Source organism: Streptomyces sp. NPDC002868, assembly GCF_055563295.1.
Genome location: NZ_JBVHDR010000004.1, coordinates 52,090 through 78,160 on the forward strand (window position 1 = coordinate 52,090; position 26,071 = coordinate 78,160).

Below are 26,071 nucleotides of genomic sequence, written 5' to 3' on the forward strand. Positions count from 1 at the left end.
ACGGTCGTTGTCACGACGGAAACCGCCGCGGTCGTCACGACGCTCGAACGAACGGCCACCACGGTCGCCGTCACGACGGTCATTGTCACGGCGGAAGCCACCCGACGACGGACGGTCGTTGTCACGACGGAAACCGCCGCGGTCGTCACGACGCTCGAACGAACGGCCACCACGGTCGCCGTCACGACGGTCATTGTCACGGCGGAAACCGCCCGACGGACGGTCGTTGTCACGACGGAAGCCACCGCGGTCACCCCGGTCGCCGCCGCGGCGCTCGAAGTTGCCGCGGTCGTCACGACGCTCCTCGCGACGCTCCGTCGCCTGCTCCGGCACCGACGCCGCGGCCACCGCGGCCTCGACCTCGGCCTCGGCGACAGCCGTCACCTCGGCCACGGCCGTCTCCGGGTCGTCGCCGCGCTCGCGCGCCGCGCGCGCCACCAGGCGGTCGGCCTCCTCGCGGAGTTCGGCCGCACGGCGCTGCACGCGCTCGAGCTGCTTGGTCAGGTCGACGACCTCGCGCTCCGCCTGCTTGGCGGCGTTGTTCGCGGAGTCGGCCTGGACCTCGGTCAGCGAACGCGCGCCGGTGATCTCGGCGACCTCCGGGTCGAACGCGCCCGCTCCGGCCACGATGTGGCGCGAGGCGTCGACGCCCGCGTCCTCCATCAGACGGAAGATCTGGCGGCGCTGGTGCGGCAGCGAGAGGGAGACGACAACACCGGACCGGCCGGCGCGAGCCGTACGGCCCGAACGGTGCAGGTAGTCCTTGTGGTCGCCGGCCGGGTCCACGTTCAGGACCAGGTCGATGCCGTCGACGTGGATACCGCGGGCGGCGACGTCGGTCGCGACGAGCGCGTTGACGTAGCCCTTCTTGAAGTCCTCGAGGACGCGGGTACGAGCACCCTGCGTCATGCCGCCGTGCAGCGCGTCGGCCTTCACGCCCGAGTCGCACAGCTGCTCCGCGATGCGGTCCGCGCCCAGCTGGGTGCGTACGAAGATGATGGTGCGGCCCTTGCGGGCGGCAATCGCAGCGGTGACCGGCGCCTTGTCCTTCGGCTTCACGACGAGCACGTGGTGCGTCATGGTCGTGACGTTGCCCTGGGCGCTGTCGACCTCGTGGCTGACCGGGTTGACCAGGTAGCGGCGGACGAGCGTGCCGATCTCGTTCTCCATGGTGGCGGAGAAGAGCATCCGCTGGCCGCCGGCCGGGATCTGGTCGAACAGCTCGGTGACCTCGGGCAGGAAGCCCAGGTCGGACATCTGGTCGGCCTCGTCGAGGATCGCGACCTGGACGTTCTCGAGCGAGCAGGCACCGCGGTTGATGATGTCGCGCAGTCGGCCCGGGGTGGCGACGAGTACGTCGACGCCGCGCTCGAGCGCGTAGATCTGGTTGCCCATGGACGTACCGCCACAGACGACCTTCATCTTCAGGCCGAGCACATCGCCGTACGGCTGGAGAGCGTCCGCGACCTGCATCGCGAGCTCACGGGTCGGGGTGAGGATGATGCCGCGGGGCTTCTTCTTGTCGGTGTGGCCGCCGGCCAGGGTGGCGAGCAGCGGGAGGCCGAAGGAGAGGGTCTTGCCGGAGCCGGTGCGGCCGCGGCCCAGGATGTCCTTGCCGGCCAGGGCGTCCGGGATGGTCGCGGCCTGGATCGGGAAGGGCGTGGTGACGCCGTTCTGCGCGAGCTTGCGGACGACGCCCTCGGGCAGGCCCAGGTCGGCGAAGGTGACAGTCGGCTCAGCGGCCTCGGTGTCAGCGACCTCGTCGGACTCGACAGCCTCGACGGCGTCCAGGGCCTCGGCAGCGGAAGCCGCCACGGCCTCGTCGTTCTCGGGCATGACGGCGTGATCAGTACTGAAAGTGGACATGCGAAATGCGAAACCTTCCGGAGTCTCGGCACGCGCCCAAACTCCGTGATTCGCAATTCGACCGCCTCAATGCGGTCAGCCACGGCTAGGGAGAGTACGCGCCACGCGGCGCTCTTCTGTGTCGGCGCCAGGCAATGGGATCAAACGATCTACCACCATACGCACCCTCCCCCACTAAAGGCAAACCCGGCCCAAGTGACCCCCGTTACATGGGCCCCACCTGCGGTGACGCCGACGGTTCCGTATACATTCCCTGCCCGTCGGCCCCTTGTATTGCCCCCGCGTGCACCTCAGGAGCGGACGACGCCGGCGGCGGATCGGACGGCTCGCTCGGCTGTGGCGTTGGACTCACCGGTGGCGGCTCGGACGGCGTCGGCTGCGGCGGCTGTTCGGACGGGGACGCTCCACCTCCGGTCGGCTGGGGATCCCGCGGCGGCTGCGGCTTCTGCCCGCCCCGCGCGGGCTTCGCCGCGGGCTTCGCGGTACCGCTCGGGCTCGGTGACGCGCCCTTGCCGTCCGCACTCTCCTTGCCGGCCTTGTCCGGCTCGCCGTGCTCGCCGCGCGCCCGGTGCCCGCCCGGCGCCGCCCGCCCGCCGTCCGGCTCGGCCACCGCCCCACGCCGGTCCGTGGTCGTCCGGGGTGGCGGTTTCCCACCCTCGTCGTCGCTCACGCTCATACAGCCTGCCGAGGCCGTGATCGCCAGCGAAGCGGCGATCACGACAGCCAAACGGCCGGGTGCGGACAGCTGGCGCACGGGCGGCACCTCCAGGGCACAGGACGCGGGTTTCACTGCCCAACTCCCTGTGCCCCACAAGGGACACGCCCCGGCGCCCCACAAGGAACGCGCCCTTGTACTCCCCCTACGCCACGAGCCCGCGCGCCAATTCCGCGCCCATGAACACCGATCCGAGCCCCACCAGCAGCGACGCGCCCACATTCGCCGCCGCCAGGAATATCCACCCGCGCTCGGCCAGCCGCAGCGTCTCGTACGAAAACGTCGAGTACGTGGTGAGCGCCCCGCACAGACCCGTACCGAGGAGGGCGTACGTCCCCGAGGTCACCGCCGCCCCCGAGAGCGCGCCCAGCACCAGGCTCCCGGCCGCGTTGACGACGAAGGTCCCCCACGGGAACACCGAGTCGTGGCGCGTCTGCACCGCACGGTCCGTCAGATACCGCAGGGGCGCGCCGACCGCCGCGCCCACCACCACCAGCAGCCAGTTCACCGCGCGGCCCCTCTGGTCAGGACCGCCCTGGTCGCCGAGGCGGCCAGCCACACCGCGGCCATCGCGCCCACGACGGTCCCGGCCGCATACGCCATCGCGGTGTCCGCCTCCTCACGCTCGAGGAGCTCGGAGAAGTCGAGCGCGTATGTCGAGAAGGTCGTGAACCCGCCGAGCACCCCGACTCCGAGGAACGGCCGCACCAGCGGATGCGCGCTCCGGCCGCCCTCGCTGACCAGCACCATCAGCACCCCGATCAGCGCGCAGCCCAGCACATTGACCCAGAAGGTCGCCCACGGGAACGCGCCCGGTGCCGCGGGCCACAGCACCAAGGCGGCGTACCGCGCCGTCGCCCCCACCGCGCCGCCCGTCGAGATCGCCGCGAGCACCGGCCACTTGTGGCTGCCCGCGGTCTCGGCGCGCTGCGCGGGCACATGCAGATCGACATCCGGATCGATCGCCTCCGGCGGCGGGCCGCCCGGACTTGTCACCCGTACCCCAGCGCGTGCAGCCGCTCGTCGTCGATCCCGAAGTGATGGGCGATCTCGTGCACCACGGTGATCTCGGTCTCCGCGACCACGTCCTCGCGGGTCTCGCACATCCGCAGCGTCGGCCCGCGGTAGATGGTGATCCGGTCCGGCAGCACGCCCGCGTACCACTCGCCGCGATCGGTGAGCGGAGTCCCCTCGTAGAGCCCGAGCAGCTCGGGGTCGTCGGCGGTGGGCTCGTCCTCGACGAACACCGCGACGTTGTCCATGAGCCGCGTCAGCTCCGGCGGGATCCTGTCCAGCGCTTCGGCGACCAGTTCCTCGAACTCCTCGCGCGTCATCTCCAGCACCTGGCCATTGTCACGTACGGCGCCCGACCGGTCGCCCCGGCATGGCCGCCCGCCGGGCTGGGCATACGGGACCAATGGCCCGCGAAGCCCCGGAACGGATCCGAGCCGCGCTCACCCGGCTCCAGCACCACTACCGCTCACGCAACACCAGCCCCACCAGCACCCTCGTCCACACCCCGCACCCCTGGGCCCGCGCGCTGGGCCTTGCCGCCGTGGTCCTCCTCGGCGCCTGGCTCGGCCTGCTGATCGTCGGCAGCGTCCGTACGCCGGTCGGCCCGATGGACACGAGCATGACCCTGCGCCCGTCCCTGTCCGGCGGCACAAAGATCAACGTCTCGCCGCTGGGCGCCCTGGAGCTCGACTCCCATGTCGCACCCATCCGACTCGACGTCGACGTCGACCAGCTCGACCCGGTCCGCTCCCAGGCCCTGGTCGAGCACCCCGAACGCCTCTCCGGCCTCCAGGACGAGGTCGCCCACGACGTGACGGACGGGACCACCGAACTGGCCGTACGCTCCTGCGTCGCCGTCGTCTCCGGCGCGACCGCCCTAGGCCTCGCCGTCTACCGGCGCCCACGCCGGGCCCTCGCGGCGGGCGGCCTCGCGCTGGCCCTCCTGACCGCCTCCGGTATCTCCGCGTACGCGACGTGGAACCCGAAGTCCGTCCTGGAGCCGAAGTTCTCCGGACTGCTCTCCAGCGCCCCCTCGGTCGTCGGCAACGCGCGCTCCATCGTCACCGAATTCGACGTCTACCAGCAGGAGTTGGCGCGCCTGGTCACCAATGTCACCAAGCTGTACGAGGCGACCTCGACCCTCCCCACCTACCAGCCGGACCCCCGCACGATGCGGGTGCTGCACGTCTCCGACATCCACCTCAACCCGGCGTCGTGGCACATCATCGGCTCGCTCGTCGAGCAGTACGGAATCGACGTGATCATCGACTCCGGCGACACGATGGACCACGGCACCGCCGCCGAGAACGGCTTCCTCGACCCGATCCCCGACCTGGGCGCGCCCTACGTCTGGGTCCGCGGCAACCACGACTCCGGCACCACCCAGGCGTATCTCTCCCGCCTGAAGAACGTGCACGTCCTGGACGGCGGCCGGGCCGTCACCGTCGCCGGCCTGCGCATCGCGGGCATCGGCGACCCCCAGTTCACCCCCGACCGCTCGGTCGTCGCCCAGGGCGACCCGGCCGAACGCATGGCGGGCATCCGCCTCGCCTCCGCCCTGCGCGACCAGACCCGCGCGGGCACGCCCGTCGACATCGCGATCGCCCACAACCCGGTCGCGGCGCGCGAGACGGACGGCGAGGTCCCGCTGGTCCTGGCGGGCCATGTCCACCACCGCGAGACGGAGGTACTCGGACAGGGCACGCGCCTGAAGGTCGAGGGCTCGACGGGCGGCGGGGGGCTGCGCGCGCTGCAGAACCAGAAGCCGGAGAAGGTGCGGGCGTCGGTCCTCTATCTGGACCGTACGACCAGACGGCTGCAGGCGTGGGACGAGATCACGCTGGGCGGCCTGGGCCTGACGACGGCCGAGGTCAGCCGCCACCTCCCGGACGAGAACGCCCCCGGGGCGACCCCGTCCCCGAGCCCTCCCTCCGGCACCCCCTCCCACCGCCGGTAAACCGTTTTGGCGATAGCTCCCCGCATCCCATATGCTTCTCACGTCCCCGACGCGCTGCGAAGCGCCCAGGTGGGCCCTTAGCCCTCATCGTCTAGTGGCCCAGGACGCCGCCCTTTCAAGGCGGTAGCACGGGTTCGAATCCCGTTGGGGGCACGCATCACCGTGTGCGAGACTTGTGCTCGCACATTGCTTGGTCCTGTGGAGCAGCTTGGAGTGCTCGCCACCCTGTCAAGGTGGAGGCCGCGGGTTCAAATCCCGTCAGGACCGCTGCGGCTGTCGAAGGCCGCGTGGCTGGGTAGCTCAGTTGGTACGAGCGATCGCCTGAAAAGCGATAGGTCGCCGGTTCGACCCCGGCCCCAGCCACAACCCGAAAGCTCCGGCCCCCACGGACCGGGGCTTTCGCCATACCCCCTGGTCGCCGACACCCAGCGGGGCCCGTCCGGTCCAGGGCTTGGTGGAAATGTGTTCGCCAGCGCTTTCCCGGGGGTGCGATCCTGGGATCCGTATGTCTACTTCCTTCGCCGACCTTCAGACCCTGCTGGCCGGGGCGTCCCTGCGCGACGCCCACCGGCTCGGCCGCCGTCTCGAAGGCGCCCGCCGTATCCGTAAGCCCGAGGCGCGGCAGGCCATCCTCAATGAGATCGCCGCCGAAGCCGAGCAGTCCGCGGCCCGCACGGCCCGGCGGGCCGACCGGATGCCCGAGGTCACGTACCCCGAGCAGCTGCCGGTCAGCCAGCGGAGGGACGAGATCCTCGAGGCGATACGGGACCACCAGGTCGTGATCGTCGCGGGCGAGACCGGCTCGGGCAAGACCACCCAGATCCCGAAGATCTGCCTGGAGCTGGGCCGCGGCGTACGCGGCATGATCGGCCACACGCAACCGCGAAGGATCGCCGCCCGCACCGTCGCCGAACGTGTCGCGGAAGAGCTCCGCACCCCCCTCGGCGAGGCGGTCGGCTGGAAGGTCCGGTTCACGGACCAGGTCGGCGGCGACACCTTCGTCAAGCTGATGACCGACGGCATCCTCCTCGCCGAGATCCAGACGGACCGCGAGCTGCGCGCGTACGACACGATCATCATCGACGAGGCCCACGAGCGTTCCCTCAACATCGACTTCCTGCTCGGCTATCTCGCCCAGCTGCTGCCCAGACGCCCCGACCTCAAGGTGATCATCACCTCCGCGACGATCGACCCGGAGCGCTTCTCCCGCCACTTCGGCGCCGCCCCGATCGTCGAGGTCAGCGGCCGTACGTACCCCGTAGAGGTGCGCTACCGCCCCCTCCTCGAGGACGACAGCGAGGACAGCGACCGCGACCAGATCACCGCCATCTGCGACGCCGTCGAGGAGCTCCAGGGCGAGGGCAAGGGCGACATCCTCGTTTTCCTCTCCGGCGAGCGCGAGATCCGCGACACCGCGGACGCGCTCAACAAGAAGCAGTACCGCTTCACAGAGGTACTCCCCCTCTACGCACGGCTCTCTCACGCCGAGCAGCACCGCGTCTTCCAGCCGCACACCGGCCGCCGCATCGTCCTCGCCACGAACGTCGCCGAGACCTCGCTGACCGTCCCCGGCATCAAGTACGTGATCGACCCGGGCACCGCCCGTATCTCCCGCTACAGCCACCGCACCAAGGTCCAGCGCCTCCCCATCGAGCGGATCAGCCAGGCCAGCGCCAACCAGCGCAAGGGCCGCTGCGGCCGTACGTCCGACGGCATCTGCATCCGGCTGTACTCCGAGGACGACTTCGACTCCCGTCCCGAGTTCACGGACGCCGAGATCCTGCGTACGAATCTCGCCTCCGTCATCCTCCAGATGACCGCCGCCGGGCTCGGCGACATCGAGAAGTTCCCTTTCATCGACCCGCCGGACCACCGCAATATCCGCGATGGCGTCCAACTCCTCCAGGAACTGGGCGCCTTCGACCCGGCCCAGAAAGATCCCAAGAAGAAGCTCACGCAGCTCGGCCGCAAGCTCTCCCAGCTCCCGGTCGACCCGCGCCTGGCCCGTATGGTCATCGAGGCCGACAAGAACGGCTGCGTACGCGAAGTCATGGTGATCGCTGCCGCGCTCTCCATCCAGGACCCGCGCGAGCGGCCCGCCGACAAGCAGACGCAGGCCGACCAGCAGCACGCCCGGTTCAAGGACGAGACCTCCGACTTCCTCGCGTACCTCAACCTCTGGCGCTACATCCGCGAGCAGCAGAAGGAGCGCGGATCCTCCAGCTTCCGCCGCATGTGCAAGCAGGAGTACCTGAACTTCCTGCGCATCCGCGAGTGGCAGGACATTTATGCGCAGCTGCGTACGGTCGCCAAGCAGATGGGCCTACATCTCGAGGAGCCCTCGGCGGACACGGTCGCTCCCGAGCAGTCCGTCCACACCTCGCTGCTGGCGGGCCTGCTCTCGCACATCGGCCTCAAGGACACCGACAAGAACGAGTATCTGGGCGCCCGCAGCGCCAAGTTCGCGGTCTTCCCCGGCTCGGCGCTCTTCAAGAAGCCCCCGCGCTTCATCATGTCGGCGGAGCTCGTCGAGACGTCACGGCTGTGGGCCCGCGTCAACGCCAAGGTGGAGCCCGAGTGGATCGAGCCGCTCGCCGGGCATCTGATCAAGCGCACCTACAGCGAGCCGCACTGGGAGAAGGACCAGGCGGCGGTGATGGCGTACGAGCGGGTCACGCTGTACGGCGTGCCGATCGTCGCCCAGCGCAAGGTGAACTACGGGCGCATCGACCCGGAGACGTCCCGCGAGCTCTTCCTCCGTAACGCGCTGGTCGAGGGCGACTGGCGTACACACCACAAGTTCTTCGCCGACAACCGCAAACTCCTCACCGAGGTCGAGGAGTTGGAGCACCGGGCGCGGCGCCGCGACATCCTCGTGGACGACGAGACGCTCTTCGACTTCTACGACCAGCGAGTGCCCGAACACGTGGTCTCGGGCGCGCACTTCGACTCCTGGTGGAAGCACAAGCGCCGGGACGAGCCCGAACTCCTCGATTTCGAGCGCGAGATGCTCATCAACGAGAAGGCCGGGCAGGTCACCAAGGACGACTATCCGGACTCCTGGCGGCAGGGCGGGCTGAAGTTCCGGGTGACGTACCAGTTCGAGCCGGGCGCGGACGCGGACGGTGTGACCGTCCACATCCCGCTCCAGGTGCTGAACCAGGTTACGAGCGAGGGCTTCGACTGGCAGATCCCGGGGCTGCGCGAGGAGGTGGTGATGGAGCTGATCCGCTCCCTCCCCAAGCCGATCCGCCGGCACTACGTCCCCGCCCCGAACTATGCGAAGGCGTTCCTGGAGCGGGCTGTGCCGCTCCAGGAGCCGATGCCCGTCACCCTCGCGCGCGAGCTGCAGCGCATGGTCGGCGTCCCGGTCACGGCGGACGACTTCGATCTGTCCCGGGTCCCCGACCACCTCAAGATCACGTTCCGGATCGTCGACGAGCGGCGCAAGAAGCTCGCGGAGGCCAAGGACCTGGAGGCGCTGAAGCTCCAGCTCAAGCCGGAGGCGCGCCAGGCCCTCTCGAAGGCCGCCGCGGCCGCCACGTCCGGGCCTGCCGGCCAGTCCCTGGAGCGCACCGGCCTCACGGACTGGACGATCGGCACGCTGTCCCGCGTCTTCGAGACGCGCAGGGCCGGCCAGCCGGTCAAGGCGTACCCGGCGCTCGTCGACGCCGGTGAGAGCGTGTCCGTACGCCTCTTCGACACCGAGGCCGAGCAGCAGCAGGCGATGTGGCAGGGCACGCGCAAGCTGATCCTGCTCAACATCCCGGTGAACCCTGCCAAGTTCGCCTCGGACAAGCTCACCAACCAGCAGAAGCTGGCCCTGTCCCGTAATCCGCACGGCTCGATCCAGGCGCTCTTCGACGACTGCGCCTCGGCCGCGGCGGACAAGCTGATCGCCGACCACGGCGGGCCGGCGTGGGACGAGGAGTCGTTCCGCAAGCTGTACGACAAGGTCCGCGCGGATCTCGTCGACGCGACGGTACGGACGGTGGACCAGGTCCAGCAGATCCTGGCCGCCTGGCAGGCCTGCGAGCGCCGCCTGAAGGCGACGAACAGCCTGGCCCTGGTCACCAACGTCCAGGACGTCCGCGAGCAGCTGGCGGCCCTCATGCCGCCCGGCTTCGTCACCAGGACCGGCCTGAGGCGGCTCCCGGACCTCATGCGCTATCTGGTCGCGGTGGACCGCCGCCTCCAGCAGATGCCGACGAACGTCCAGCGCGACACGACGCGCATGGAGAAGGTCCACGAGATGCAGGACGAGTACGCCTGGCTGCTGGAGCAGATGCCACAGGGCCGCCCGGTCCCGCGGGAGGTCCTGGACATCCGCTGGATGATCGAGGAGCTGCGGGTGAGCTACTTCGCGCACGCGCTGGGGACGGCGTACCCGGTCTCGGACAAGCGCATCGTGAAGGCGATCGACGCGGCGGCGCCGTAATGCGTCCGTCGCCTTGAGTGAGTTCGACCGGACCCTCTGAGCTGCTGTACAGTCTTGCTTCGCAGCGCACGGCAAGAAGCGCGGCGAAATCTGGTCCTGTGGAGCAGTTTGGAGTGCTCGCCACCCTGTCAAGGTGGAGGCCGCGGGTTCAAATCCCGTCAGGACCGCAGTGATACGAAGGCCCGCATCCGTCAAGGACGCGGGCCTTCGCCGTACGTGGAGACGGCCGCCCGAGGCCGCGCCCGCGGCGGAGCCGCAATCAGACACAGCAAATCCCGTCGGGACCGCCCGCCCCACACAACGCCCGCATCCGTCAAGGACGCGGGCCTTCGCCGTGCCCGCACCCCTCCCACGCGCCGGCCTTCCCCATCCGGGCGTCTTGACGGCGTCATCTGCCGCCGGTACCCAATCACTAAGAGGACGGCACACACCGGAGGTGACGTGCATGGCGGCGTCCGCAGCGAGGCAGCACGAGACCAGGGCGCTGTTGCGCGCCCATCTGAAGGCCGCAGCATCCGGCTACCGGCATCTCACCCGTCACTGCCCCATCTGCCATCGCCTCCAGCGGCTCGCCATGGAACCCTCCCCACCCGGCTCCGCCGAGGACGAAGGCCCCATCACCGAGTGACAGGTTCGGCTTTGGCAAGGGTTGTGCAATGTGACGGGAGTCACCGAACGGGTTTTCCGAACCGGTGAACTTACCCCCTCCCTACAACCAGCCAATTTAATATGTGCAATTGCACCACCCCCTGAGCACCTCCGCGCACCTCCGCCCACTCCCCGGGCCGGCCGCGCCCCGCCTTTCCCCAGGCACAAAAAAGATCGCGCTGGACCCGGCGGAGTCCAGCGCGATCGATGACGAAGTCCGTTGGGGCAGACGCCCGTCATGTGGAGCTATAGGCGGGCTTACCGGGATGGGGGTCCCGGAAATGCCCGATCAATGGGGTGTTCAGGCCTCGCTACGCTGCTGCGGAATACCCGCAAGCAGTGCGCGGACCTCTGCCTCGCGATACCGACGATGCCCACCGAGCGTGCGGATGGACGTGAGCTTGCCTGCCTTGGCCCAGCGGGTGACCGTCTTCGGGTCCACGCGGAACATCGTGGCAACCTCAGCCGGGGTCAGCAGCGGCTCGGCATCAGGGGTGCGAGCGGTCATGAGCGGCCTCCTCGGGAGAACCGAACCTTCTCGGTTCTTTCCTCTAAATTCTGCACCTTGACCCGCGTTGCCCGAAATGGCGGACGCGGGTCGAGTCGGTTATAGGACGAACGGCTTGTCCTCGGCACTACAACTACACCATCCGTCCAGCCACGTCGGCCAAACCGACGGAATTGCCCTCTGAGGTGTTCATCAGCGGCGGAAGTCCGATGGACCATGCCATAACGGACAGTTACGCCGCAGTGACGATCAGTCACAGAGCTACCAGGAGTCGCCAGACCCCCCATAGAGTGCAATGCCGAGTTTTCCGCCCTTAGTTGGACGGAAGGAGTCCTCCCCGGACTCCTTGTCCTATTTTGACACGAGGGTAGGTGATGGGCGCAAGGGCCCAGTAAGTGCCGTCCGTCACGCTTGAGACAAAGGCCCGGAACGGAACCTACGTCCTGGACCGATGGCCCCGATGATCCTCAATGCCCATCAGAAACGCTCAGTTCGCGAACTGAAGGTCCCTCACAGCCCGCCAGCGCTCCACCAGACGGGCGTACGCCTCGCCCGCGGCCTCGCCGTCCCCGGCCCGCAGCGCCTCGATCCCCGCGGCCAGATCCGCCGCCGAGCGGTCCTCGGCGAGCTGAGGTCCCGCAAGAGCGTGCACCAGGCCGCCGTAGTCGAGCTCGACCAGGGAGCGCGGATGGAACTCCTCCAGCCACCGCCCCACGTCCACCAGGCCCTCGGTCAGCTGTCCCTCGTCGATCGTCTCTCGCAGCGTCTTCAGCACGCGGGCCACCCGCCGCCTGGCCTGCACCATCGGCGTCCGGTAACGCAGCACGGGCGCCGCGGGCCCCGCCGGCTCGTACTCGCGCTCTTCGTCCGAGAAGAGCGCGAACCAGCGCACCGGCACCTGCCAGACCGACGTACGGATCCAGGGCCGCGCGTCCGGGTTGCGCTCGCGCCACTGCTCGTAGTCCGCGGCCGCCTGCCCGCGCACCACCGGCGGCAGCACCGCGTCGAGGAGCGCGGTGGGCAACAGCTCCGTCAGCTCCTCCAGGGCCAGCCAGCCGCGCAGCCTGGTGCGCCACGGGCAGACGCACACCACGCCGTCCACCTCCGTGACAAAGGCGTCGCCGCTCTCGTGGACCGGCACCGGGACCGGCGGGGTGGGCAGCAAGTCGGACAGCGAACGCCGCAGTTCGTCCTGTGCGGTGGGGGTGTGCTCCCGGCGGGCGTAGCGGGCCCAGTGGCCCCGCTCCGGCTCGGGAAAGGCCGCCAGCGGCTCGTACACCCGCAGGTAGGCCGCGTACGGGACGAGGACCGAGGACAGCGCTGGCATGCCGCGAATCCTTCCACGCCAGTACTCCGCCAGGGGGTGATCCTCAGCACTGCGTCGGATCTACGCACGCGTAGGACTTACTCTCGTGCCGAAACTTAAGGCTTCCCCACCCTTCCCCTGCCACAAGCGACGGGGAGACCCCAAGGAAGCCCTTCCACCGCCGCTTCGTACTTGGGAGTCACCACCGTGACCGATGTGACCGACGGCGTCCTGCACACCCTGTTCCGATCGGACCAGGGAGGCCACGAGCAAGTCGTGCTGTGCCAGGACCGCGCCTCTGGGCTGAAGGCCGTCATCGCCATCCACTCCACCGCCCTGGGCCCGGCCCTCGGCGGCACCCGCTTCTATCCGTACGCCACCGAGGAAGAGGCCGTCGCGGACGCGCTGAACCTGTCCCGGGGGATGTCGTACAAGAACGCCATGGCCGGTCTTGACCACGGCGGCGGCAAGGCCGTGATCATCGGCGACCCGGAGACGGTCAAGACCGAGGAGCTGCTGCTCGCCTACGGCCGCTTCGTGGACTCCCTCGGTGGCCGCTATGTGACGGCCTGCGACGTCGGCACGTACGTCGCGGACATGGACGTCGTGGCCCGCGAGACGCGCTGGGCCACCGGCCGCTCCCCCGAGAACGGCGGCGCCGGCGACTCGTCGGTCCTCACGGCCTACGGCGTCTTCCAGGGCATGCGGGCCTCGGCCCAGCACCTGTGGGGCGACCCGACGCTGCGCGGCCGCAAGGTCGGCATCGCGGGCGTCGGCAAGGTCGGCCACCACCTGGTCGAGCACCTGCTGCAGGACGGCGCCGAGGTCGTGATCACGGATGTGCGCGAGGAGTCCGTACGCCGGATTCTCGACAAGCACCCGCAGGTCACAGCGGTGGCGGACACGGACGCCCTGATCCGTACGGAGGGCCTGGACGTCTACGCCCCGTGCGCGCTCGGCGGCGCGCTGAACGACGACTCCGTGACCGTGCTCACCGCGAAGGTGGTGTGCGGCGCTGCCAACAACCAGCTCGCGCACCCGGGCGTCGAGAAGGACATCGCGGACCACGGGATCCTCTACGCCCCCGACTATGTGGTGAACGCCGGCGGAGTCATCCAGGTCGCCGACGAACTGCACGGCTTCGACTTCGACCGCTGCAAGGCGAAGGCGGCGAAGATCTTCGACACCACGCTGGCCATATTCGCACGTGCGAAGGAAGACGGGATTCCGCCGGCCGCGGCGGCGGACCGGATCGCCGAGCAGCGGATGGCGGAGGCCCGCGGCCACTGACCTGGCAGGCCCTGGCCCGCCGACTGGGAGAGAAGACTCACCCCGGTCGGCGGGTCGACTGCCGAGAAGAGGTTAAAATCGCAGTTGACCAGCGAGGACAGGGCTCCTCGCGGGTCCTGTGAAGTGGCGCGTCATGCGGGCGGCGTACCGTATGGCCGCGGAAGCAGGTACCGTTGAAGCCCTACGGACCGGTCTCTCCACGGAGAGCCCGTTCTGAATCATGAACGCGTGTCAAGACTCTGGGGCCGTCGAGCCCCGTCACCGAGGGGGTCGAGCCATGGGGCGCGGCCGGGCCAAGGCCAAGCAGACAAAGGTCGCCCGCCAGCTGAAGTACAACAGCGGCGGGACTGACCTGTCGCGTCTGGCCAACGAGCTGGGCGCTTCGACTTCGAGTCAGCCTCCGAACGGCGAGCCGTTCGAGGACGACGACGAGGAAGACGACCCGTACGCACAGTACGCGGATCTGTACAACGACGACGAGGACGAGGACGACGAGTCCGGTCCGTCGTCGCAGCGCCGCGGCGCTTGACGTTGCACTAGGCCGTTGCACTAGGCACACACCGACCCGGTCCGGGGCTCACCCCAGGACCGGGTTCTGTGCTGTTCAGCTTGCGACTGTGCCTAGTGTGAATACGTGCCCGTGAGGGTCGCGCCCGTGGCGCGGTCGCCACGGTCCGTGATCTCTCCCGCGACCCAGGCGTCGACGCCGCGGTCCGCGAGCGTGGTCAGCGCCGCGTCCACCGACTCCTCGGGGACGACGGCGATCATGCCCACGCCCATGTTGAGGGTCTTCTCAAGCTCGAGACGCTCGACCTGGCCGGCCTTGCCGACGAGGTCGAAGACCGCGCCGGGGGTCCAGGTCGAACGGTCGACGACCGCGTGCAGATTGTCCGGAATGACCCGGGCGAGGTTGTTGGCAAGACCGCCGCCGGTGATGTGGCTGAAAGCGTGCACCTCGGTGGTCCGGGTGAGCGCCAGGCAGTCCAGCGAGTAGATCTTGGTGGGCTCGAGCAGTTCCTCGCCGAGGGTGCGCCCGAACTCCTCCACCTGCTGGTCCAGCGCCATGTTCGCGCGGTCGAAGAGCACGTGCCGTACGAGCGAGTACCCGTTGGAGTGAAGCCCGGAGGACGCCATGGCGATGACCGCGTCACCCGTACGGATACGATCCGCGCCCAGCAGCCGGTCGGCCTCGACCACGCCCGTACCGGCGCCGGCGACGTCGAAGTCGTCCTCACCGAGGAGCCCGGGGTGCTCGGCGGTCTCGCCGCCGACCAGCGCACAGCCGGCCAGCACACAGCCCTCGGCGATGCCCTTGACGATGGCGGCGACGCGCTCAGGGTGGACCTTGCCGACGCAGATGTAGTCGGTCATGAAGAGCGGCTCGGCGCCGCAGACGACGAGGTCGTCGACGACCATGCCGACGAGGTCGTGGCCGATCGTGTCGTACACGCCCATCCGGCGGGCGAGGTCGACCTTCGTGCCGACGCCGTCCGTGGCCGAGGCGAGCAGCGGGCGCTCGTAACGCTTGAGGGCGGAGGCGTCGAAGAGACCGGCGAAGCCGCCGAGGCCGCCGAGGACCTCGGGGCGCTGCGTCTTCTTGACCCACTCCTTCATCAGCTCGACCGCGCGGTCACCCGCCTCGATGTCGACACCTGCGGACGCGTAGCTGGCACCGGTGGACTCAGCAGACATAGCCAAGAACTTTCGTGTCGTAAAACGGGGGCGTTACGGGCGACGGAGCGCGTCGGCGGCATCGGCGCCGCCCGCCAGCTCGGTCTCCAGAAGCTGCTTGCCGAGCAGCTCGGGATCGGGCAGATCCATCGGGTACTCGCCGTCGAAGCAGGCGCGGCAGAGATTCGGCTTGGCGATGGTGGTCGCCTCGATCATGCCGTCGAGAGAGATGTACGAGAGAGAGTCGGCGCCCAGCGAGGTGCCGATCTCCTCGATCGTCATGCCGTTGGCGATCAGCTCGGCGCGGGTCGCGAAGTCGATGCCGAAGAAGCAGGGCCACTTCACCGGCGGGGACGAGATCCGGATGTGGACCTCGGCGGCGCCGGCCTCGCGGAGCATCTTGACCAGGGCGCGCTGGGTGTTGCCGCGGACGATCGAGTCGTCGACGACGACCAGGCGCTTGCCCCGGATGACTTCCTTGAGGGGGTTCAGCTTGAGGCGGATGCCGAGCTGGCGGATGGTCTGGGAGGGCTGGATGAAGGTGCGGCCGACGTAGGCGTTCTTCACCAGACCGGAGCCGTAGGGGATTCCGCTGGCTTCGGCGTAGCCGATGGCGGCGGGGGTGCCGGACTCCGGCGTCGCTATCACCAGATCCGCGTCGACCGGGGCTTCCTTGGCGAGCCTGCGGCCCATCTCGACACGGGAGAGATAGACGTTCCGGCCGGCGATGTCGGTGTCGGGGCGAGCGAGGTAGACGTACTCGAAGACACAGCCCTTGGGCTTCGCTTCCGCGAAGCGGGAGGTGCGGATGCCGTTCTCGTCGATGGCGATGAGCTCGCCCGGCTCGATCTCGCGGACGAAGCTGGCGCCGCAGATGTCGAGCGCGGCGGACTCGCTCGCGACGACCCAGCCGCGTTCGAGGCGGCCGAGGACGAGGGGGCGGATGCCCTGCGGGTCGCGGGCGGCGTACAGGGTGCCCTCGTCCATGAAGACGAGCGAGAACGCGCCCCTGACGTCCGGGAGCACCTTGGCCGCGCCCGCTTCTATGGTGAGCGGCTTGCCGTCGTCGTCGACCTGGCCCGCGAGGAGCGCGGTGACCAGATCGGTGTCGTTGGTGGCGGCGACCTGGGTTGACCGGCCGTTCTCCTTGGGGAGGGCGGCGACCATCTCGGCGAGCTGGGCCGTGTTGACCAGGTTTCCGTTGTGGCCGAGCGCGATGGAGCCGTGGGCGGTGGCCCGGAAGGTCGGCTGTGCGTTCTCCCACACGGAGGCGCCCGTGGTCGAGTAGCGGGCGTGACCGACCGCGATGTGGCCCTGGAGCGAGCCGAGAGAAGTCTCGTCGAAGACCTGGGAAACCAGGCCCATGTCCTTGAATACGAGGATCTGGGAGCCGTTGCTCACCGCGATTCCCGCGGATTCCTGGCCTCGATGTTGGAGGGCGTACAGCCCAAAGTAAGTGAGCTTCGCGACCTCTTCGCCCGGAGCCCAGACACCGAAGACGCCGCAAGCGTCCTGGGGGCCTTTCTCACCGGGGAGCAGGTCGTGGTTGAGTCGTCCGTCACCACGTGGCACGGCACCGAGTGTAGGCGAGATCGACCACTGGTCCGAATTGGGGATGCGGGGAGGGGTCGGCGGGGGTGCGGGTGAGGGTGTCGGTGGGGGCTCGATCGTGGGCTGGGCCTGCGGGTCAGCGCCCGGAGGGGCGTCCGGACGGGCGTCCACACTGCGGGACGATCGTTGACAGGTACGCGCCCCTGAGACGGGCTGACCCCGTCCGATCACCCCGTCTGATCGCCCCGTCTGATCACTTACCCAGTCTGATCACTTCGCCGGCGCCGCCGTCGCGGCCAGTCCCTTGCCGTCCGCCGCGGTGAGGGACAGGCCGCGGTGGTGCAGTTTGTACGTCACCTTGCCGTCGAGGACCTTGAGCAGGTGGCTCTCCAGCGTCATCGCCGTACCCGTGCACACCTTCCGCGTCGTGGCCAGGCGGTCGAAGGTGATCGTGGCGCCGGAGATCTTCGCGGTGCTGGTGAAGGTGTTGCAGCCGAGGCTGCCGCGTACGGAACCGTCCTTGCCGAAGGTCAGATGCGCGTTCTTCTCCGTGCCGGGGGGCAGCGAGGAGGCGGTCTCGCCGGAGAGGAGGGAGTTCACGGTCCACTTGGTGCCGACCAGCGGCGCCGGGGGCTCGGAGGTGAGGGCGATGGAGTCGCCCTTCGCGGTGGTCAGCGTGAGCTTCTCGTCGGCGATCTTCGCCTTGAGCTTGCCGGAGAAGGCCGCCCGCAGCGCGTCCTCGAAGCCCTGGATGTCCTTGGCGCAGGCCATCTCGGTCATCTCGCCCGGGCCCACGGTGATCGTGTCACCGTCGACCTTGACGTCCGCACCGAAGTGGTTGCAGCCGTAGTTGCCCTGGGCGCGGCCCTTGCTGGTGATCTCGACGTGTGCGCCGGCCGGGGCCGCGGACTTCTTGCCGTCGACGGTCACGCTGTCGACGGACCAGTGGACGCCGGTGAGGGGCAGATCGGTCGTGACCGATCCGTCTCCGTCGCCGCCGGCACCGGATCCGGAACCCGATTCCGTGCCGCAGGCGGCGAGGGCGAGGAGGGCCAGGGCGGTGACAGGAATGCTCAACTGGTTACGCATACCGATGGGACGGAGGTGGCGGAGCCCTGGTTCCCCCCGTTCCCCCGGTTGCCGCGGCCGGAGCGCCGCCGTCAGCCCAGGATCGGGAGCAGGCCAGAAAGGTCGGCGCGCTCGCCGCTCGCGCTGACCTTCGCCGCGTCGACGGCCTCGGCCCATCCCGTACGCCCGGTGGCGAGGCGGATCCAGGTCAGCGGGTCGGTCTCGACGACATTGGGCGGGGTGCCACGGGTGTGCCGCGGTCCCTCGACGCACTGGACGACGGCGAACGGCGGCACCCGCACCTCGACCGACCCGCCGGGCGCCTTCACCGCGAGGGCGTCGGCGAGCAGGCGCGTGCAGGCCGCGAGCGCATTGCGGTCGTACGGGATGTCCAGCCCGGTCGCCGCGTTCAGATCGTCGGTGTGGACGATCAGCTCGACGGTCCGGGTGACCAGGAAGTCCTCGAGGCGCATCGCGCCGAACCGCATCGGCACCAGCCGGTTCTCGGAAGCGGACGGCAGCAGCTCTTCGAGCCGGGCCGCCGTACGCGCGAACAGCTCGCCGGGCTCGGAGGCCGCCGCGAAGGCCCTGGTGTCCTCGTCGACCTGCCCGGCGGCCGTGACCGTCGCGAACGGCCAGTCCAGCAGGGCGACGTCCGCCTTCTCCGGCTCGGGCAGGGTGAGATAGCGGGCTACGAGGCCGGCGACCAGGGCGATGTGCGCGGTCAGTTCGCGCACGGTCCAGTCGCCGAGGCGCGTGGGCAGCGCGAACTGCTCTGGTGTGAGGGTGTTTACCGCCTGCCGTACATGCCCGAACTGGGCGAGCACGGCGGCGCGGATGGTGGCGTGGTCGTAGTTGCGGGTGCGTTTCTTGGCCGGTGGCATGGAACCGACATTAAGGGTTGGGTACGACAGCGGCCGTGGTCACTTCGTGGCGAAGTCCGCGGGCCTGGGGAACTTCACATCCGTGCAGCCGCGGCGCTCGGTGACGTCGTCGACGTACGCACGCAGCAGCGCGCCCAGTTGCGTGCGGACGGCCTTCTCGTAGTGGTCGGCCACGGTCAGGGTGTGCACGGCCGGTACGCCCCGGCAGACGGCCGAGGCCCACCAGACGTTCGCCCGCGGATAGCCGCCGGCGGTGCCGGGTGCGAGGTGGCGCTGGGACTTGTAACCGGCCTCCGCGTACACGATTCTCGCCTCGTCCCCGAACCAGGAGTCCAGGGCGGCCCACCACGGGTCGAGACCGTGGAGCCCGTCGGCCTCCTCGCCGCTCTCCCGCGCGGCCCGCGCGGTGGCGGACGGGCTGAGCGCCAGCAGGCAGCGCTCGCTCCAGGCCTGCCCGGCTGCGGGGGTGGAAAGGGCCCGGTCGGGGAGGTGCCCGCGAGCGGAGGTGCGCAGCAGCCGCGGGTACCAGGCGCAGGTGCCGTCCGCCCGCGCGGCGGGGGCGAGGCGGCGGCCGGGTGCCGCCAGGGTGGCGTCGGGCGCTTCGGGCACCTTCGTCGCGCAGCCCAGCTTGTCGGCGGCCCTGCGCGCCGCGTGCACCGCGATGTCCGCGAGGCGCGCCCGGTCGCCGGTCGGCACGCCGTCGTACATCGCCGTCACATCGACGGTCAGAGAGGTCAGAGAGGTCAGAGAGGGCCCGGAGGTCCCCGAGGTCGAGCCGGCCTTCGAGGCCGGCTTCGAGCAGACCGCGTTGACCGAGACAGTGTCGTCGTCGAACGTGCCGAGGCGGCCGTCGCCAAGCGGCTGTTCGGGTGCGTAGTCCGCGGTGCTCGTGAGGTCGTCCGGCCGGTCGTCGTCGTAGCGGTCGCCGAAGGGCTCCTCCTCCCCCTTGCCGACGATGTTGCCGTATTCCTCGTTCGGCCGCGGAGTGAACGACAGGGCGAAGTATCCGTACCTGGTGCCGGGGTCGCCGACCCGGTAGATCTCGCACGAGCCCGGCACCGAGGGGTGCAGGTCGAAGCTGTCGCTGTGCGAACTGCCCACCTTGGCCCGGTCGATCCCGCCGCCCAGGTCCATGACCGCGGCCGGATCGGCCACGTCCCCACAGGCCTCCGCGATCGCCTTCTCGCCGGCCGCCCGGTCCCTGTTCTCGTCGTACTCCAGCCAGAAACCCCAGCAGGCCCCACCGATCCCCGCCACCGCCACCGCGCACAGCAGCCGGTTGACCGTATTGCGCAGACGGCTCCCGCGGTCCGGGAACAGCCGCGGGGCGCGGTCCGGAAAGGCGATGTGCGTGCCCGGATCGTCGGGCCAGCGCGGTATGTGCGAGTGATTCATGGACTCCCCCGTACGACGAGCCGGTGTCGGCCCGGCCGCCGAAGTTATCAGTCGGGCAGCACCGGCTCACCGGCGGTGAACGGCTCGCCGTTCCTCGGGACTCCGATGCCCCGCCACCGGAACGGGATGCCCCGCGCCGTGTCCAGGTCCGGCCCGTCCATCAACTGGAAGTGGACATGCGGCTCGGTGGAGTTGCCGGAGTTCCCGCAGCGGGCGAGCTGCTGTCCGGCCCGCACCCGGTCGCCTTCGCGGACGGCGAGCGAGCCGCGCTGGAGGTGCGCGTACATCGCGTATGTACCGTCCCCGAGGTCCAGCACGATGTGGTTGCCCGTGACACGCGTTGCGCCGCTCATCTCCCGTACGGCTGCCTCGATGAGCATCAGATAGACCAGCGCAGGAAGGGAGTTGCGGCTCAGATGGTCGCGCTGACCGTCGGTCGCGCGGACGACGGTGGCGTCGGCCACCGCGAGCAGCGGGGCCCCGAAGGCCGGGAAGTCACGGCTGCGGCGGACGACGGGCCACAGCCAGCGGAAGGCGGGACGGGAGGTGGGACGGGAACCGTCCTTCGCCTCCGGGGGCCCTACCGGTTCGGCCACGATGTCGATCGCGTACGTCTGTCCGTAGCCGTGCGTGCCATGGCTCGGGACCTTGTCCGCGGGGCTGTTCAGCGCTGACCAGCGGCCCGTCACCGGCGCGTCCACCTCGACGGCGGGCGGCCGCCCAGCCTGTTCAGCGCGGGCCTTGCGGCTCATCCCCAGGGCGATGGCAATCGCCAGGGCCGCCGGCAGCCAGACCCATGCCAGGGGCAGATCGGTGAGAGACGCGACGACGACCAGGGCGATGAAGGCCACGATGCAGCAGCGGTAGACGATCATGAACAGCTTACGGACGGACATACTCGTTCCCCCTTGGCGATGACGTCAGTGCGGGCGGGCAGCGGCCAGCACCACGAGCAGCGGCACCACCCGGGTGCCCGGCACCTCGTAGCGGCCGCGGCTCGGCGTGTGCAGCCAGCCCGCACCGGTCAGCTGGCGCAGATGGTGGTAGATCTGGCCTGTCGTGCCGAGCCCTTCGAGCTCGGTCAGGTCGGCAGCCGTACGCCGGCCACCGAGGATCTCCCGCAGCAGCCGCAGCCGTACGGCATTGCCGAGCGCCGCGAAGGACTCCGCGGTCTGCTCCCAGTCGGCGGCGAGCAGGCCGTCCGTGAGCGCGCCGTACTGCCACTCGTACCGCTCCTGCGTGGGCAGTCGTACGGACCCGGTGAACAGCACACCGCCGTCCGGCGCTTCGGCCCCGGCGAGCTGCTGTTTGAGGCCTTCCAGTGCCCAGAAGTCGCCGGCGCCCAGCTCCGGTGCCTCGGCCGGCCCCGCGCTCTCCAGCGCCGCGATCCGGCGCTCCAGCTCGGCGACGCGCTCCTCCAGATCCATGTTCTAAAGCTACGTAGTTACGTAATCTCGCGCAAGAGGGAAACGACTGAGCCCCCACCCCGAGAGGGGCAGGGGCTCAGCCGGCAGTGCGCCGATCCAGCAGACGGCCGGAGCAGCAGACGTCAGACCAGCAGACCGGGAATGGTCTCCTCGTGCGCCGTACGCAGCTCCCTCAGCGGGATGCTGAACTCGCCCTGGATCTCGACCTCTTCGCCGTCCACGACGCCGATCCGCGTCACCGGCAGCCCCCGCGCCCCGCACATGTCGTTGAAGCGGAGCTCCTCGCTGCGCGGCACCGAGACGACCGCGCGCCCCGCCGACTCGCTGAACAGGAACGTGAACGCGTCCAGCCCGTCGGGCACGATCAGCCGCGCGCCCGTCCCGCCGCGCAGGCACGACTCGACAACCGCCTGGATCAGACCGCCGTCCGACAGGTCGTGCGCCGCGTCGATCATGCCGTCGCGGGATGCGGAGATCAGGATCTCGCCGAGCAGCTTCTCGCGGTCCAGGTCCACGGCCGGCGGCAGTCCGCCGAGGTGGTCGTGGATCACCTGGGACCAGGCCGAGCCGCCGAACTCCTCACGCGTGTCGCCCAGCAGGTAGAGGAGCTGGCCCTCTTCCTTGAAGGCGATCGGCGTACGGCGGTTGACGTCGTCGATCACACCGAGTACCGCCACGACCGGCGTCGGGTGGATGGCGACCTCGCCGGTCTGGTTGTAGAGCGAGACATTGCCGCCCGTGACCGGGGTGCCCAGCTGGAGGCAGCCGTCCGCGAGACCGCGCGTGGCCTCCGCGAACTGCCACATGACGGCCGGGTCCTCGGGCGAGCCGAAGTTCAGGCAGTCCGAGATGGCGAGCGGCCTGGCGCCGGATGCGGCGACATTGCGGTACGCCTCCGCCAGCGCGAGCTGCGCGCCCGTGTACGGGTCGAGCTTCGCGTACCGGCCATTGCCGTCGGTCGCCATGGCCACGCCCAGGTTCGACTCCTCGTCGATCCGGACCATGCCCGCGTCCTCGGGCTGGGCCAGCACAGTGTTGCCCTGGACGAAACGGTCGTACTGGTCGGTGATCCAGGACTTCGACGCCTGGTTCGGCGAGGAGACCAGGGCGAGGACCTGCTCACGCAGCTCGTCGGAGCTCGCCGGCCGGGGAAGCTTGTTCGCGTCGTCGGCCTGGAGCGCGTCCTGCCACTCGGGACGGGCGTAGGGACGCTCGTACACCGGGCCCTCGTGGGCAACGGTCCGCGGCGGGACGTCGACGATCTGCTCGCCGTGCCAGAAGATCTCCAGACGCTCGCCCTCGGTCACCTCACCGATGACGGTGGCGATGACGTCCCACTTCTCGCAGATCTCCAGGAAGCGCTCGACCTTGTCGGGCTCGACGATCGCGCACATGCGCTCCTGCGACTCGCTCATGAGGATTTCCTCGGGCGAGAGGCTCGCGTCACGCAGCGGGACGGTGTCGAGCTCGACGCGCATACCGCCGGAGCCGGCGCTCGCCAGCTCGCTCGTCGCGCAGGACAGGCCCGCGCCGCCGAGGTCCTGGATGCCCGCGACCAGCTTCTCCTTGAAGATCTCGAGCGTGCACTCGATGAGGAGCTTCTCCTGGAAGGGGTCGCCGACCTGGACGGCGGGGCGCTTGGCGGGACCCGTCGAATCGAACGTCTCACTCGCCAGGACCGAGACGCCGCCGATGCCGTCGCCGCCCGTGCGGGCGCCGTACAGGATGACCTTGTTGCCGGGGCCCGAGGCCTGCGCGAGGTGGATGTCCTCGTGCTTCATCACGCCGATGCAGCCGGCGTTGACCAGCGGGTTGCCCTGGTAGCAGGAGTCGAAGACGACCTCGCCGCCGATGTTCGGCAGGCCGAGGCAGTTGCCGTAGCCGCCGATGCCCGCGACGACGCCCGGCAGGACGCGCTTGGTGTCGGGGTGGTCGGCAGCGCCGAAGCGCAGCGGGTCGACGACCGCGACCGGGCGGGCGCCCATGGCGAGGATGTCGCGGACGATGCCACCGACGCCGGTGGCCGCGCCCTGGTAGGGCTCGATGTACGACGGGTGGTTGTGCGACTCGACCTTGAAGGTGACCGCGTACCCCTGGCCGACGTCCACGACGCCCGCGTTCTCGCCGATGCCGACGAGCATCGCGTCGTTCTCCGGGACCTTCTCGCCGAACTGCCTGAGGTGGACCTTGCTGCTCTTGTACGAGCAGTGCTCGGACCACATCACGGAGTACATGGCGAGCTCGGCACCGGTGGGACGGCGGCCGAGGATCTCGTGGATGCGCTCGTACTCGTCCTGCTTGAGACCGAGTTCGGCCCAGGGCTGCTCGACGTCCGGGGTCTCGGTCGCGTGCTTGACCGTATCCAGGCTCATGCGTTGACCAGCTTCTTGAGGATCGAGGTGAAGAAACCGAGGCCGTCGGTGCGGCCCGTGCCGATCAGGGGCTCGACGGCGTGCTCCGGGTGCGGCATCAGGCCGACGACATTGCCCGCGGCGTTGGTGATGCCGGCGATGTCGCGCAGCGAACCGTTCGGGTTGAAGTCCAGATAGCGGAAGGCGACCCGGCCCTCGGCCTCCAGCTCGTCGAGCGTGCGCTCGTCGGCGACGTACCGCCCGTCCATGTTCTTGAGCGGGACCGAGATCTCCTGGCCGGCGGTGTAGTCCGCGGTCCAGGCCGTCTCGCTCGTCTCCACCCGCAGCTTCTGCTCACGGCAGATGAAGTGCAGGTGGTTGTTCTGGAGCATGGCGCCCGGCAGCAGATGCGACTCGGTGAGGATCTGGAAGCCGTTGCAGATCCCGAGAACCGGCATACCGGCCTTCGCCTGGTCGATGATCGTTTCCATCACCGGCGAGAACCGGGAGATGGCTCCGGCCCGCAGATAGTCGCCGTAGGAGAAACCTCCGGCGAGAACCACGGCGTCGACCTGCTTGAGGTCCTTGTCGCGGTGCCAGAGCGAGACCGGCTCGGCGCCCGCGAGACGTACGGCGCGCAGGCTGTCCCGGTCGTCGAGCGTGCCGGGGAATGTGACGACTCCGATACGAGAGGTCACGACTCCACCTTCACGACGAAGTCCTCGATGACGGTGTTGGCGAGGAACGTTTCGGCCATCTCATGGATGCGGGCGAGGGCGGCGTCGTCGACCGGCCCCTCCACCTCCAGCTCGAAGCGCTTTCCCTGACGTACGTCCGCGATTCCGTCGAATCCGAGACGGGGCAGTGCACGCTGTACTGCCTGTCCCTGGGGGTCGAGGATCTCGGGCTTGAGCATGACGTCGACTACGACGCGTGCCACGGGCACTCCCGGTGGTGTGTTGCGAGGGCGGTTCCCTCAGCGTACCCGCCCGAAAAATCTACGCGGGTAGATATCCGGAGAACGCGCAACCAAAATCCCGGGAAAATATCCCCCCACCCATTGCCCCGGACACGCGCATGTAATTGGCTGGGCTTCACAATGCGTCGCCTGTCGCTGTACAAAGGAATACAGAGGAAAGCAGCATTGCCCCTCAACATCCGCAAAGTCGGTATCGCCGCATGTCACAACAGCATGTCAAACCGGTGATACCGCAGGAAAGGACCGATATCCGTGGCTCAGCGAGTAGTGGTCACGCTCTCCGACGACATCGACGGCGGAGAAGCGGCGGAAACGGTCGCGTTCGCCGTGGACGGGAAGTCGTACGAGATCGACCTCAATCCCTCCAATGCAAAGAAACTGCGCAAGGCCCTGGCCCCGTACATGGCGGCCGGCCGGAAGCAGACATACGCCGGGAAGCGTGACAAGTCCCGCGTCACCTACCGGCACACCTCGCTCGAGCCCGCCCCGGCGGCCGTTCGGGCCTGGGCGCAGTCCAACAAGATGGACGTACCGGCCCGCGGCCGAATCCCCAAGCGGGTCTACGAGGCCTTCCGCCAAGCCAGTTGAGGGGCACGAGCGGATCCGGGTTGCGCTGCACCCCTGGCGGTCGGCTAGAGTCTGGAGCACGCCGAAGGGCGAGGCCGCAAGGCCCCGTCTCACGCAGCGTGCGGGTGTAGTTCAGTAGTAGAACATCCCCCTTCCAGGGGGAAGGCGCAGTGTGCAATTCCTGTCACCCGCTCTGCATCGCTTTACCGGCCACTGGTGTGGATCAGGTAGAGTGGTGGAAGCACCGCCCAGTGAGAGCTGAGCGAGGCAATGCGGACGTGGCTCAGTTGGTAGAGCATCACCTTGCCAAGGTGAGGGTCGCGAGTTCGAATCTCGTCGTCCGCTCAGAGAAGAAGGCCCTGGTCGATTCGACCGGGGCCTTCGTCGTATGCGCTGGACGGGTGCGAACCCCGATGACATTTGTCATCGGGGCCGG

The 26,071-nt window shown here is 69.3% G+C and carries 23 protein-coding genes and 6 tRNA genes; 12 read left to right on the forward strand and 17 right to left on the reverse strand.

The annotated features are described in order from the left end of the window. The 5 genes from ACZ3H8_RS14205 to ACZ3H8_RS14225 form a co-directional block, all read right to left on the reverse strand. Positions 1-1,866 (reverse strand): DEAD/DEAH box helicase (locus tag ACZ3H8_RS14205; RefSeq protein WP_467401403.1); only part of this gene is annotated, 1,866 nt, incomplete at its 3' end. Between the two features lie 205 nt (positions 1,867-2,071). After that, on the reverse strand, positions 2,072-2,656 hold the full coding sequence (locus tag ACZ3H8_RS14210; protein WP_467401404.1) for a hypothetical protein: 585 nt from the start codon (positions 2,654-2,656) through the stop codon (positions 2,072-2,074). 70 nt (positions 2,657-2,726) lie between these two features. Next, positions 2,727-3,089, reverse strand: coding sequence for a fluoride efflux transporter FluC (locus tag ACZ3H8_RS14215; RefSeq protein ID WP_467401406.1), 363 nt, complete (start codon positions 3,087-3,089; stop codon positions 2,727-2,729). Further along, on the reverse strand, positions 3,086-3,577 hold the full coding sequence (crcB, locus tag ACZ3H8_RS14220; RefSeq protein ID WP_467401408.1) for a fluoride efflux transporter CrcB: 492 nt from the start codon (positions 3,575-3,577) through the stop codon (positions 3,086-3,088). Before crcB ends, ACZ3H8_RS14215 begins: the two co-directional genes overlap by 4 nt. Next, complete coding sequence (locus ACZ3H8_RS14225) at positions 3,574-3,924, reverse strand: metallopeptidase family protein (RefSeq protein ID WP_307662497.1); 351 nt, start codon at positions 3,922-3,924, stop codon at positions 3,574-3,576. Before ACZ3H8_RS14225 ends, crcB begins: the two co-directional genes overlap by 4 nt. 74 nt (positions 3,925-3,998) lie before the next feature. On the opposite strand from ACZ3H8_RS14225, the gene ACZ3H8_RS14230 reads away from it, so the two are divergent. The 7 genes from ACZ3H8_RS14230 to ACZ3H8_RS14260 all read left to right on the forward strand — a co-directional run bounded on the left by ACZ3H8_RS14230 (position 3,999) and on the right by ACZ3H8_RS14260 (position 10,618). Then, entirely contained in the window at positions 3,999-5,552 is a 1,554-nt protein-coding gene (locus ACZ3H8_RS14230) for a metallophosphoesterase family protein (RefSeq protein ID WP_467401411.1), read from the forward strand. Positions 5,553-5,632: 80 nt separating this feature from the next. Continuing rightward, positions 5,633-5,705 (forward strand) — tRNA-Glu (locus ACZ3H8_RS14235). 39 nt (positions 5,706-5,744) lie between these two features. Further along, positions 5,745-5,819: transfer RNA gene (locus tag ACZ3H8_RS14240), tRNA-Asp, on the forward strand. A gap of 22 nt (positions 5,820-5,841) precedes the next feature. Next, a tRNA-Phe gene (locus tag ACZ3H8_RS14245) sits at positions 5,842-5,915 on the forward strand. A 142-nt stretch (positions 5,916-6,057) separates the two neighbouring features. Beyond that, on the forward strand, positions 6,058-9,990 hold the full coding sequence (hrpA, locus tag ACZ3H8_RS14250) for an ATP-dependent RNA helicase HrpA (protein WP_467401413.1): 3,933 nt from the start codon (positions 6,058-6,060) through the stop codon (positions 9,988-9,990). A gap of 92 nt (positions 9,991-10,082) precedes the next feature. Further along, positions 10,083-10,157: transfer RNA gene (locus tag ACZ3H8_RS14255), tRNA-Asp, on the forward strand. Positions 10,158-10,435: 278 nt separating this feature from the next. Then, the gene (locus tag ACZ3H8_RS14260) at positions 10,436-10,618 is read left to right on the forward strand and encodes a DUF6274 family protein (protein WP_467401416.1); all 183 of its coding nucleotides are present in this window, start codon (positions 10,436-10,438) and stop codon (positions 10,616-10,618) included. Positions 10,619-10,939: 321 nt separating this feature from the next. Here the strand turns inward: ACZ3H8_RS14260 and bldC are convergent, their stop codons facing one another. Then, the gene (bldC, locus tag ACZ3H8_RS14265) at positions 10,940-11,146 is read right to left on the reverse strand and encodes a developmental transcriptional regulator BldC (RefSeq protein ID WP_003949541.1); all 207 of its coding nucleotides are present in this window, start codon (positions 11,144-11,146) and stop codon (positions 10,940-10,942) included. 487 nt (positions 11,147-11,633) lie between these two features. After that, positions 11,634-12,473, reverse strand: a complete 840-nt coding sequence (locus ACZ3H8_RS14270; RefSeq protein ID WP_467401417.1) for a DUF8083 family protein — start codon at positions 12,471-12,473, stop codon at positions 11,634-11,636. Positions 12,474-12,659: 186 nt separating this feature from the next. On the opposite strand from ACZ3H8_RS14270, the gene ACZ3H8_RS14275 reads away from it, so the two are divergent. Both ACZ3H8_RS14275 and ACZ3H8_RS14280 read left to right on the forward strand, forming a co-directional pair. Continuing rightward, positions 12,660-13,742, forward strand: coding sequence for a Leu/Phe/Val dehydrogenase (locus tag ACZ3H8_RS14275; protein WP_467401419.1), 1,083 nt, complete (start codon positions 12,660-12,662; stop codon positions 13,740-13,742). A gap of 277 nt (positions 13,743-14,019) precedes the next feature. After that, a complete protein-coding gene (locus ACZ3H8_RS14280; protein ID WP_398992536.1) occupies positions 14,020-14,271 on the forward strand; it encodes a DUF3073 domain-containing protein in 252 nt (83 codons plus the stop codon). A gap of 92 nt (positions 14,272-14,363) precedes the next feature. Here the strand turns inward: ACZ3H8_RS14280 and purM are convergent, their stop codons facing one another. The 10 genes from purM to purS all read right to left on the reverse strand — a co-directional run bounded on the left by purM (position 14,364) and on the right by purS (position 25,029). After that, positions 14,364-15,434 (reverse strand): phosphoribosylformylglycinamidine cyclo-ligase, encoded by a 1,071-nt coding sequence (gene purM / locus ACZ3H8_RS14285; protein ID WP_467401422.1) that lies wholly within the window; start codon positions 15,432-15,434, stop codon positions 14,364-14,366. Positions 15,435-15,467: 33 nt separating this feature from the next. After that, a complete protein-coding gene (gene purF / locus ACZ3H8_RS14290; protein ID WP_467401424.1) occupies positions 15,468-16,985 on the reverse strand; it encodes an amidophosphoribosyltransferase in 1,518 nt (505 codons plus the stop codon). Between the two features lie 249 nt (positions 16,986-17,234). Next, the gene (locus ACZ3H8_RS14295; RefSeq protein WP_467401426.1) at positions 17,235-18,053 is read right to left on the reverse strand and encodes an META domain-containing protein; all 819 of its coding nucleotides are present in this window, start codon (positions 18,051-18,053) and stop codon (positions 17,235-17,237) included. Between the two features lie 71 nt (positions 18,054-18,124). Next, complete coding sequence (locus ACZ3H8_RS14300; RefSeq protein WP_467401428.1) at positions 18,125-18,916, reverse strand: maleylpyruvate isomerase family mycothiol-dependent enzyme; 792 nt, start codon at positions 18,914-18,916, stop codon at positions 18,125-18,127. Between the two features lie 39 nt (positions 18,917-18,955). After that, on the reverse strand, positions 18,956-20,311 hold the full coding sequence (locus tag ACZ3H8_RS14305) for a hypothetical protein (protein ID WP_467401430.1): 1,356 nt from the start codon (positions 20,309-20,311) through the stop codon (positions 18,956-18,958). A gap of 47 nt (positions 20,312-20,358) precedes the next feature. Next, complete coding sequence (locus ACZ3H8_RS14310; RefSeq protein WP_467401433.1) at positions 20,359-21,207, reverse strand: M23 family metallopeptidase; 849 nt, start codon at positions 21,205-21,207, stop codon at positions 20,359-20,361. A 24-nt stretch (positions 21,208-21,231) separates the two neighbouring features. Further along, positions 21,232-21,738, reverse strand: a complete 507-nt coding sequence (locus ACZ3H8_RS14315; RefSeq protein ID WP_467401435.1) for an ArsR/SmtB family transcription factor — start codon at positions 21,736-21,738, stop codon at positions 21,232-21,234. A gap of 122 nt (positions 21,739-21,860) precedes the next feature. Beyond that, positions 21,861-24,110, reverse strand: coding sequence for a phosphoribosylformylglycinamidine synthase subunit PurL (gene purL, locus ACZ3H8_RS14320; protein ID WP_467401437.1), 2,250 nt, complete (start codon positions 24,108-24,110; stop codon positions 21,861-21,863). After that, positions 24,107-24,787, reverse strand: a complete 681-nt coding sequence (gene purQ, locus ACZ3H8_RS14325; protein ID WP_467401439.1) for a phosphoribosylformylglycinamidine synthase subunit PurQ — start codon at positions 24,785-24,787, stop codon at positions 24,107-24,109. The genes purL and purQ overlap by 4 nt, the downstream gene beginning before the upstream one ends. Continuing rightward, complete coding sequence (gene purS / locus ACZ3H8_RS14330; RefSeq protein WP_215092426.1) at positions 24,784-25,029, reverse strand: phosphoribosylformylglycinamidine synthase subunit PurS; 246 nt, start codon at positions 25,027-25,029, stop codon at positions 24,784-24,786. The genes purQ and purS overlap by 4 nt, the downstream gene beginning before the upstream one ends. A 291-nt stretch (positions 25,030-25,320) precedes the next feature. Here purS and ACZ3H8_RS14335 point away from each other — a divergent pair, with 291 nt between their 5' ends. The 3 genes from ACZ3H8_RS14335 (at position 25,321) to ACZ3H8_RS14345 (ending at position 25,980) form a co-directional block, all read left to right on the forward strand. Further along, positions 25,321-25,656: a histone-like nucleoid-structuring protein Lsr2 gene (locus tag ACZ3H8_RS14335; protein WP_467401443.1), complete on the forward strand. Its 336-nt coding sequence runs from the start codon at positions 25,321-25,323 to the stop codon at positions 25,654-25,656. Positions 25,657-25,756: 100 nt separating this feature from the next. Further along, positions 25,757-25,828, forward strand: a tRNA-Gly gene (locus ACZ3H8_RS14340). Between the two features lie 79 nt (positions 25,829-25,907). Beyond that, positions 25,908-25,980: transfer RNA gene (locus ACZ3H8_RS14345), tRNA-Gly, on the forward strand. The last annotated feature ends 91 nt before the right edge of the window (positions 25,981-26,071 follow it).

Excerpts from the sequence above, each read along its gene's own strand:
- hrpA (WP_467401413.1), top strand. The coding sequence starts at position 6,058 with ATGTCTACTTCCTTCGCCGACCTTCAGACCCTGCTGGCCGGGGCGTCC.
- purL (WP_467401437.1), bottom strand. The coding sequence starts at position 24,110 with ATGAGCCTGGATACGGTCAAGCACGCGACCGAGACCCCGGACGTCGAG.
- ACZ3H8_RS14280 (WP_398992536.1), top strand. The coding sequence starts at position 14,020 with ATGGGGCGCGGCCGGGCCAAGGCCAAGCAGACAAAGGTCGCCCGCCAG.
- ACZ3H8_RS14270 (WP_467401417.1), bottom strand. The coding sequence starts at position 12,473 with ATGCCAGCGCTGTCCTCGGTCCTCGTCCCGTACGCGGCCTACCTGCGG.
- purM (WP_467401422.1), bottom strand. The coding sequence starts at position 15,434 with ATGTCTGCTGAGTCCACCGGTGCCAGCTACGCGTCCGCAGGTGTCGAC.
- ACZ3H8_RS14300 (WP_467401428.1), bottom strand. The coding sequence starts at position 18,916 with ATGCCACCGGCCAAGAAACGCACCCGCAACTACGACCACGCCACCATC.
- ACZ3H8_RS14260 (WP_467401416.1), top strand. The coding sequence starts at position 10,436 with ATGGCGGCGTCCGCAGCGAGGCAGCACGAGACCAGGGCGCTGTTGCGC.
- ACZ3H8_RS14230 (WP_467401411.1), top strand. The coding sequence starts at position 3,999 with ATGGCCCGCGAAGCCCCGGAACGGATCCGAGCCGCGCTCACCCGGCTC.
- ACZ3H8_RS14315 (WP_467401435.1), bottom strand. The coding sequence starts at position 21,738 with ATGGATCTGGAGGAGCGCGTCGCCGAGCTGGAGCGCCGGATCGCGGCG.
- ACZ3H8_RS14295 (WP_467401426.1), bottom strand. The coding sequence starts at position 18,053 with ATGCGTAACCAGTTGAGCATTCCTGTCACCGCCCTGGCCCTCCTCGCC.
- ACZ3H8_RS14310 (WP_467401433.1), bottom strand. The coding sequence starts at position 21,207 with ATGTCCGTCCGTAAGCTGTTCATGATCGTCTACCGCTGCTGCATCGTG.
- bldC (WP_003949541.1), bottom strand. The coding sequence starts at position 11,146 with ATGACCGCTCGCACCCCTGATGCCGAGCCGCTGCTGACCCCGGCTGAG.
- ACZ3H8_RS14305 (WP_467401430.1), bottom strand. The coding sequence starts at position 20,311 with ATGAATCACTCGCACATACCGCGCTGGCCCGACGATCCGGGCACGCAC.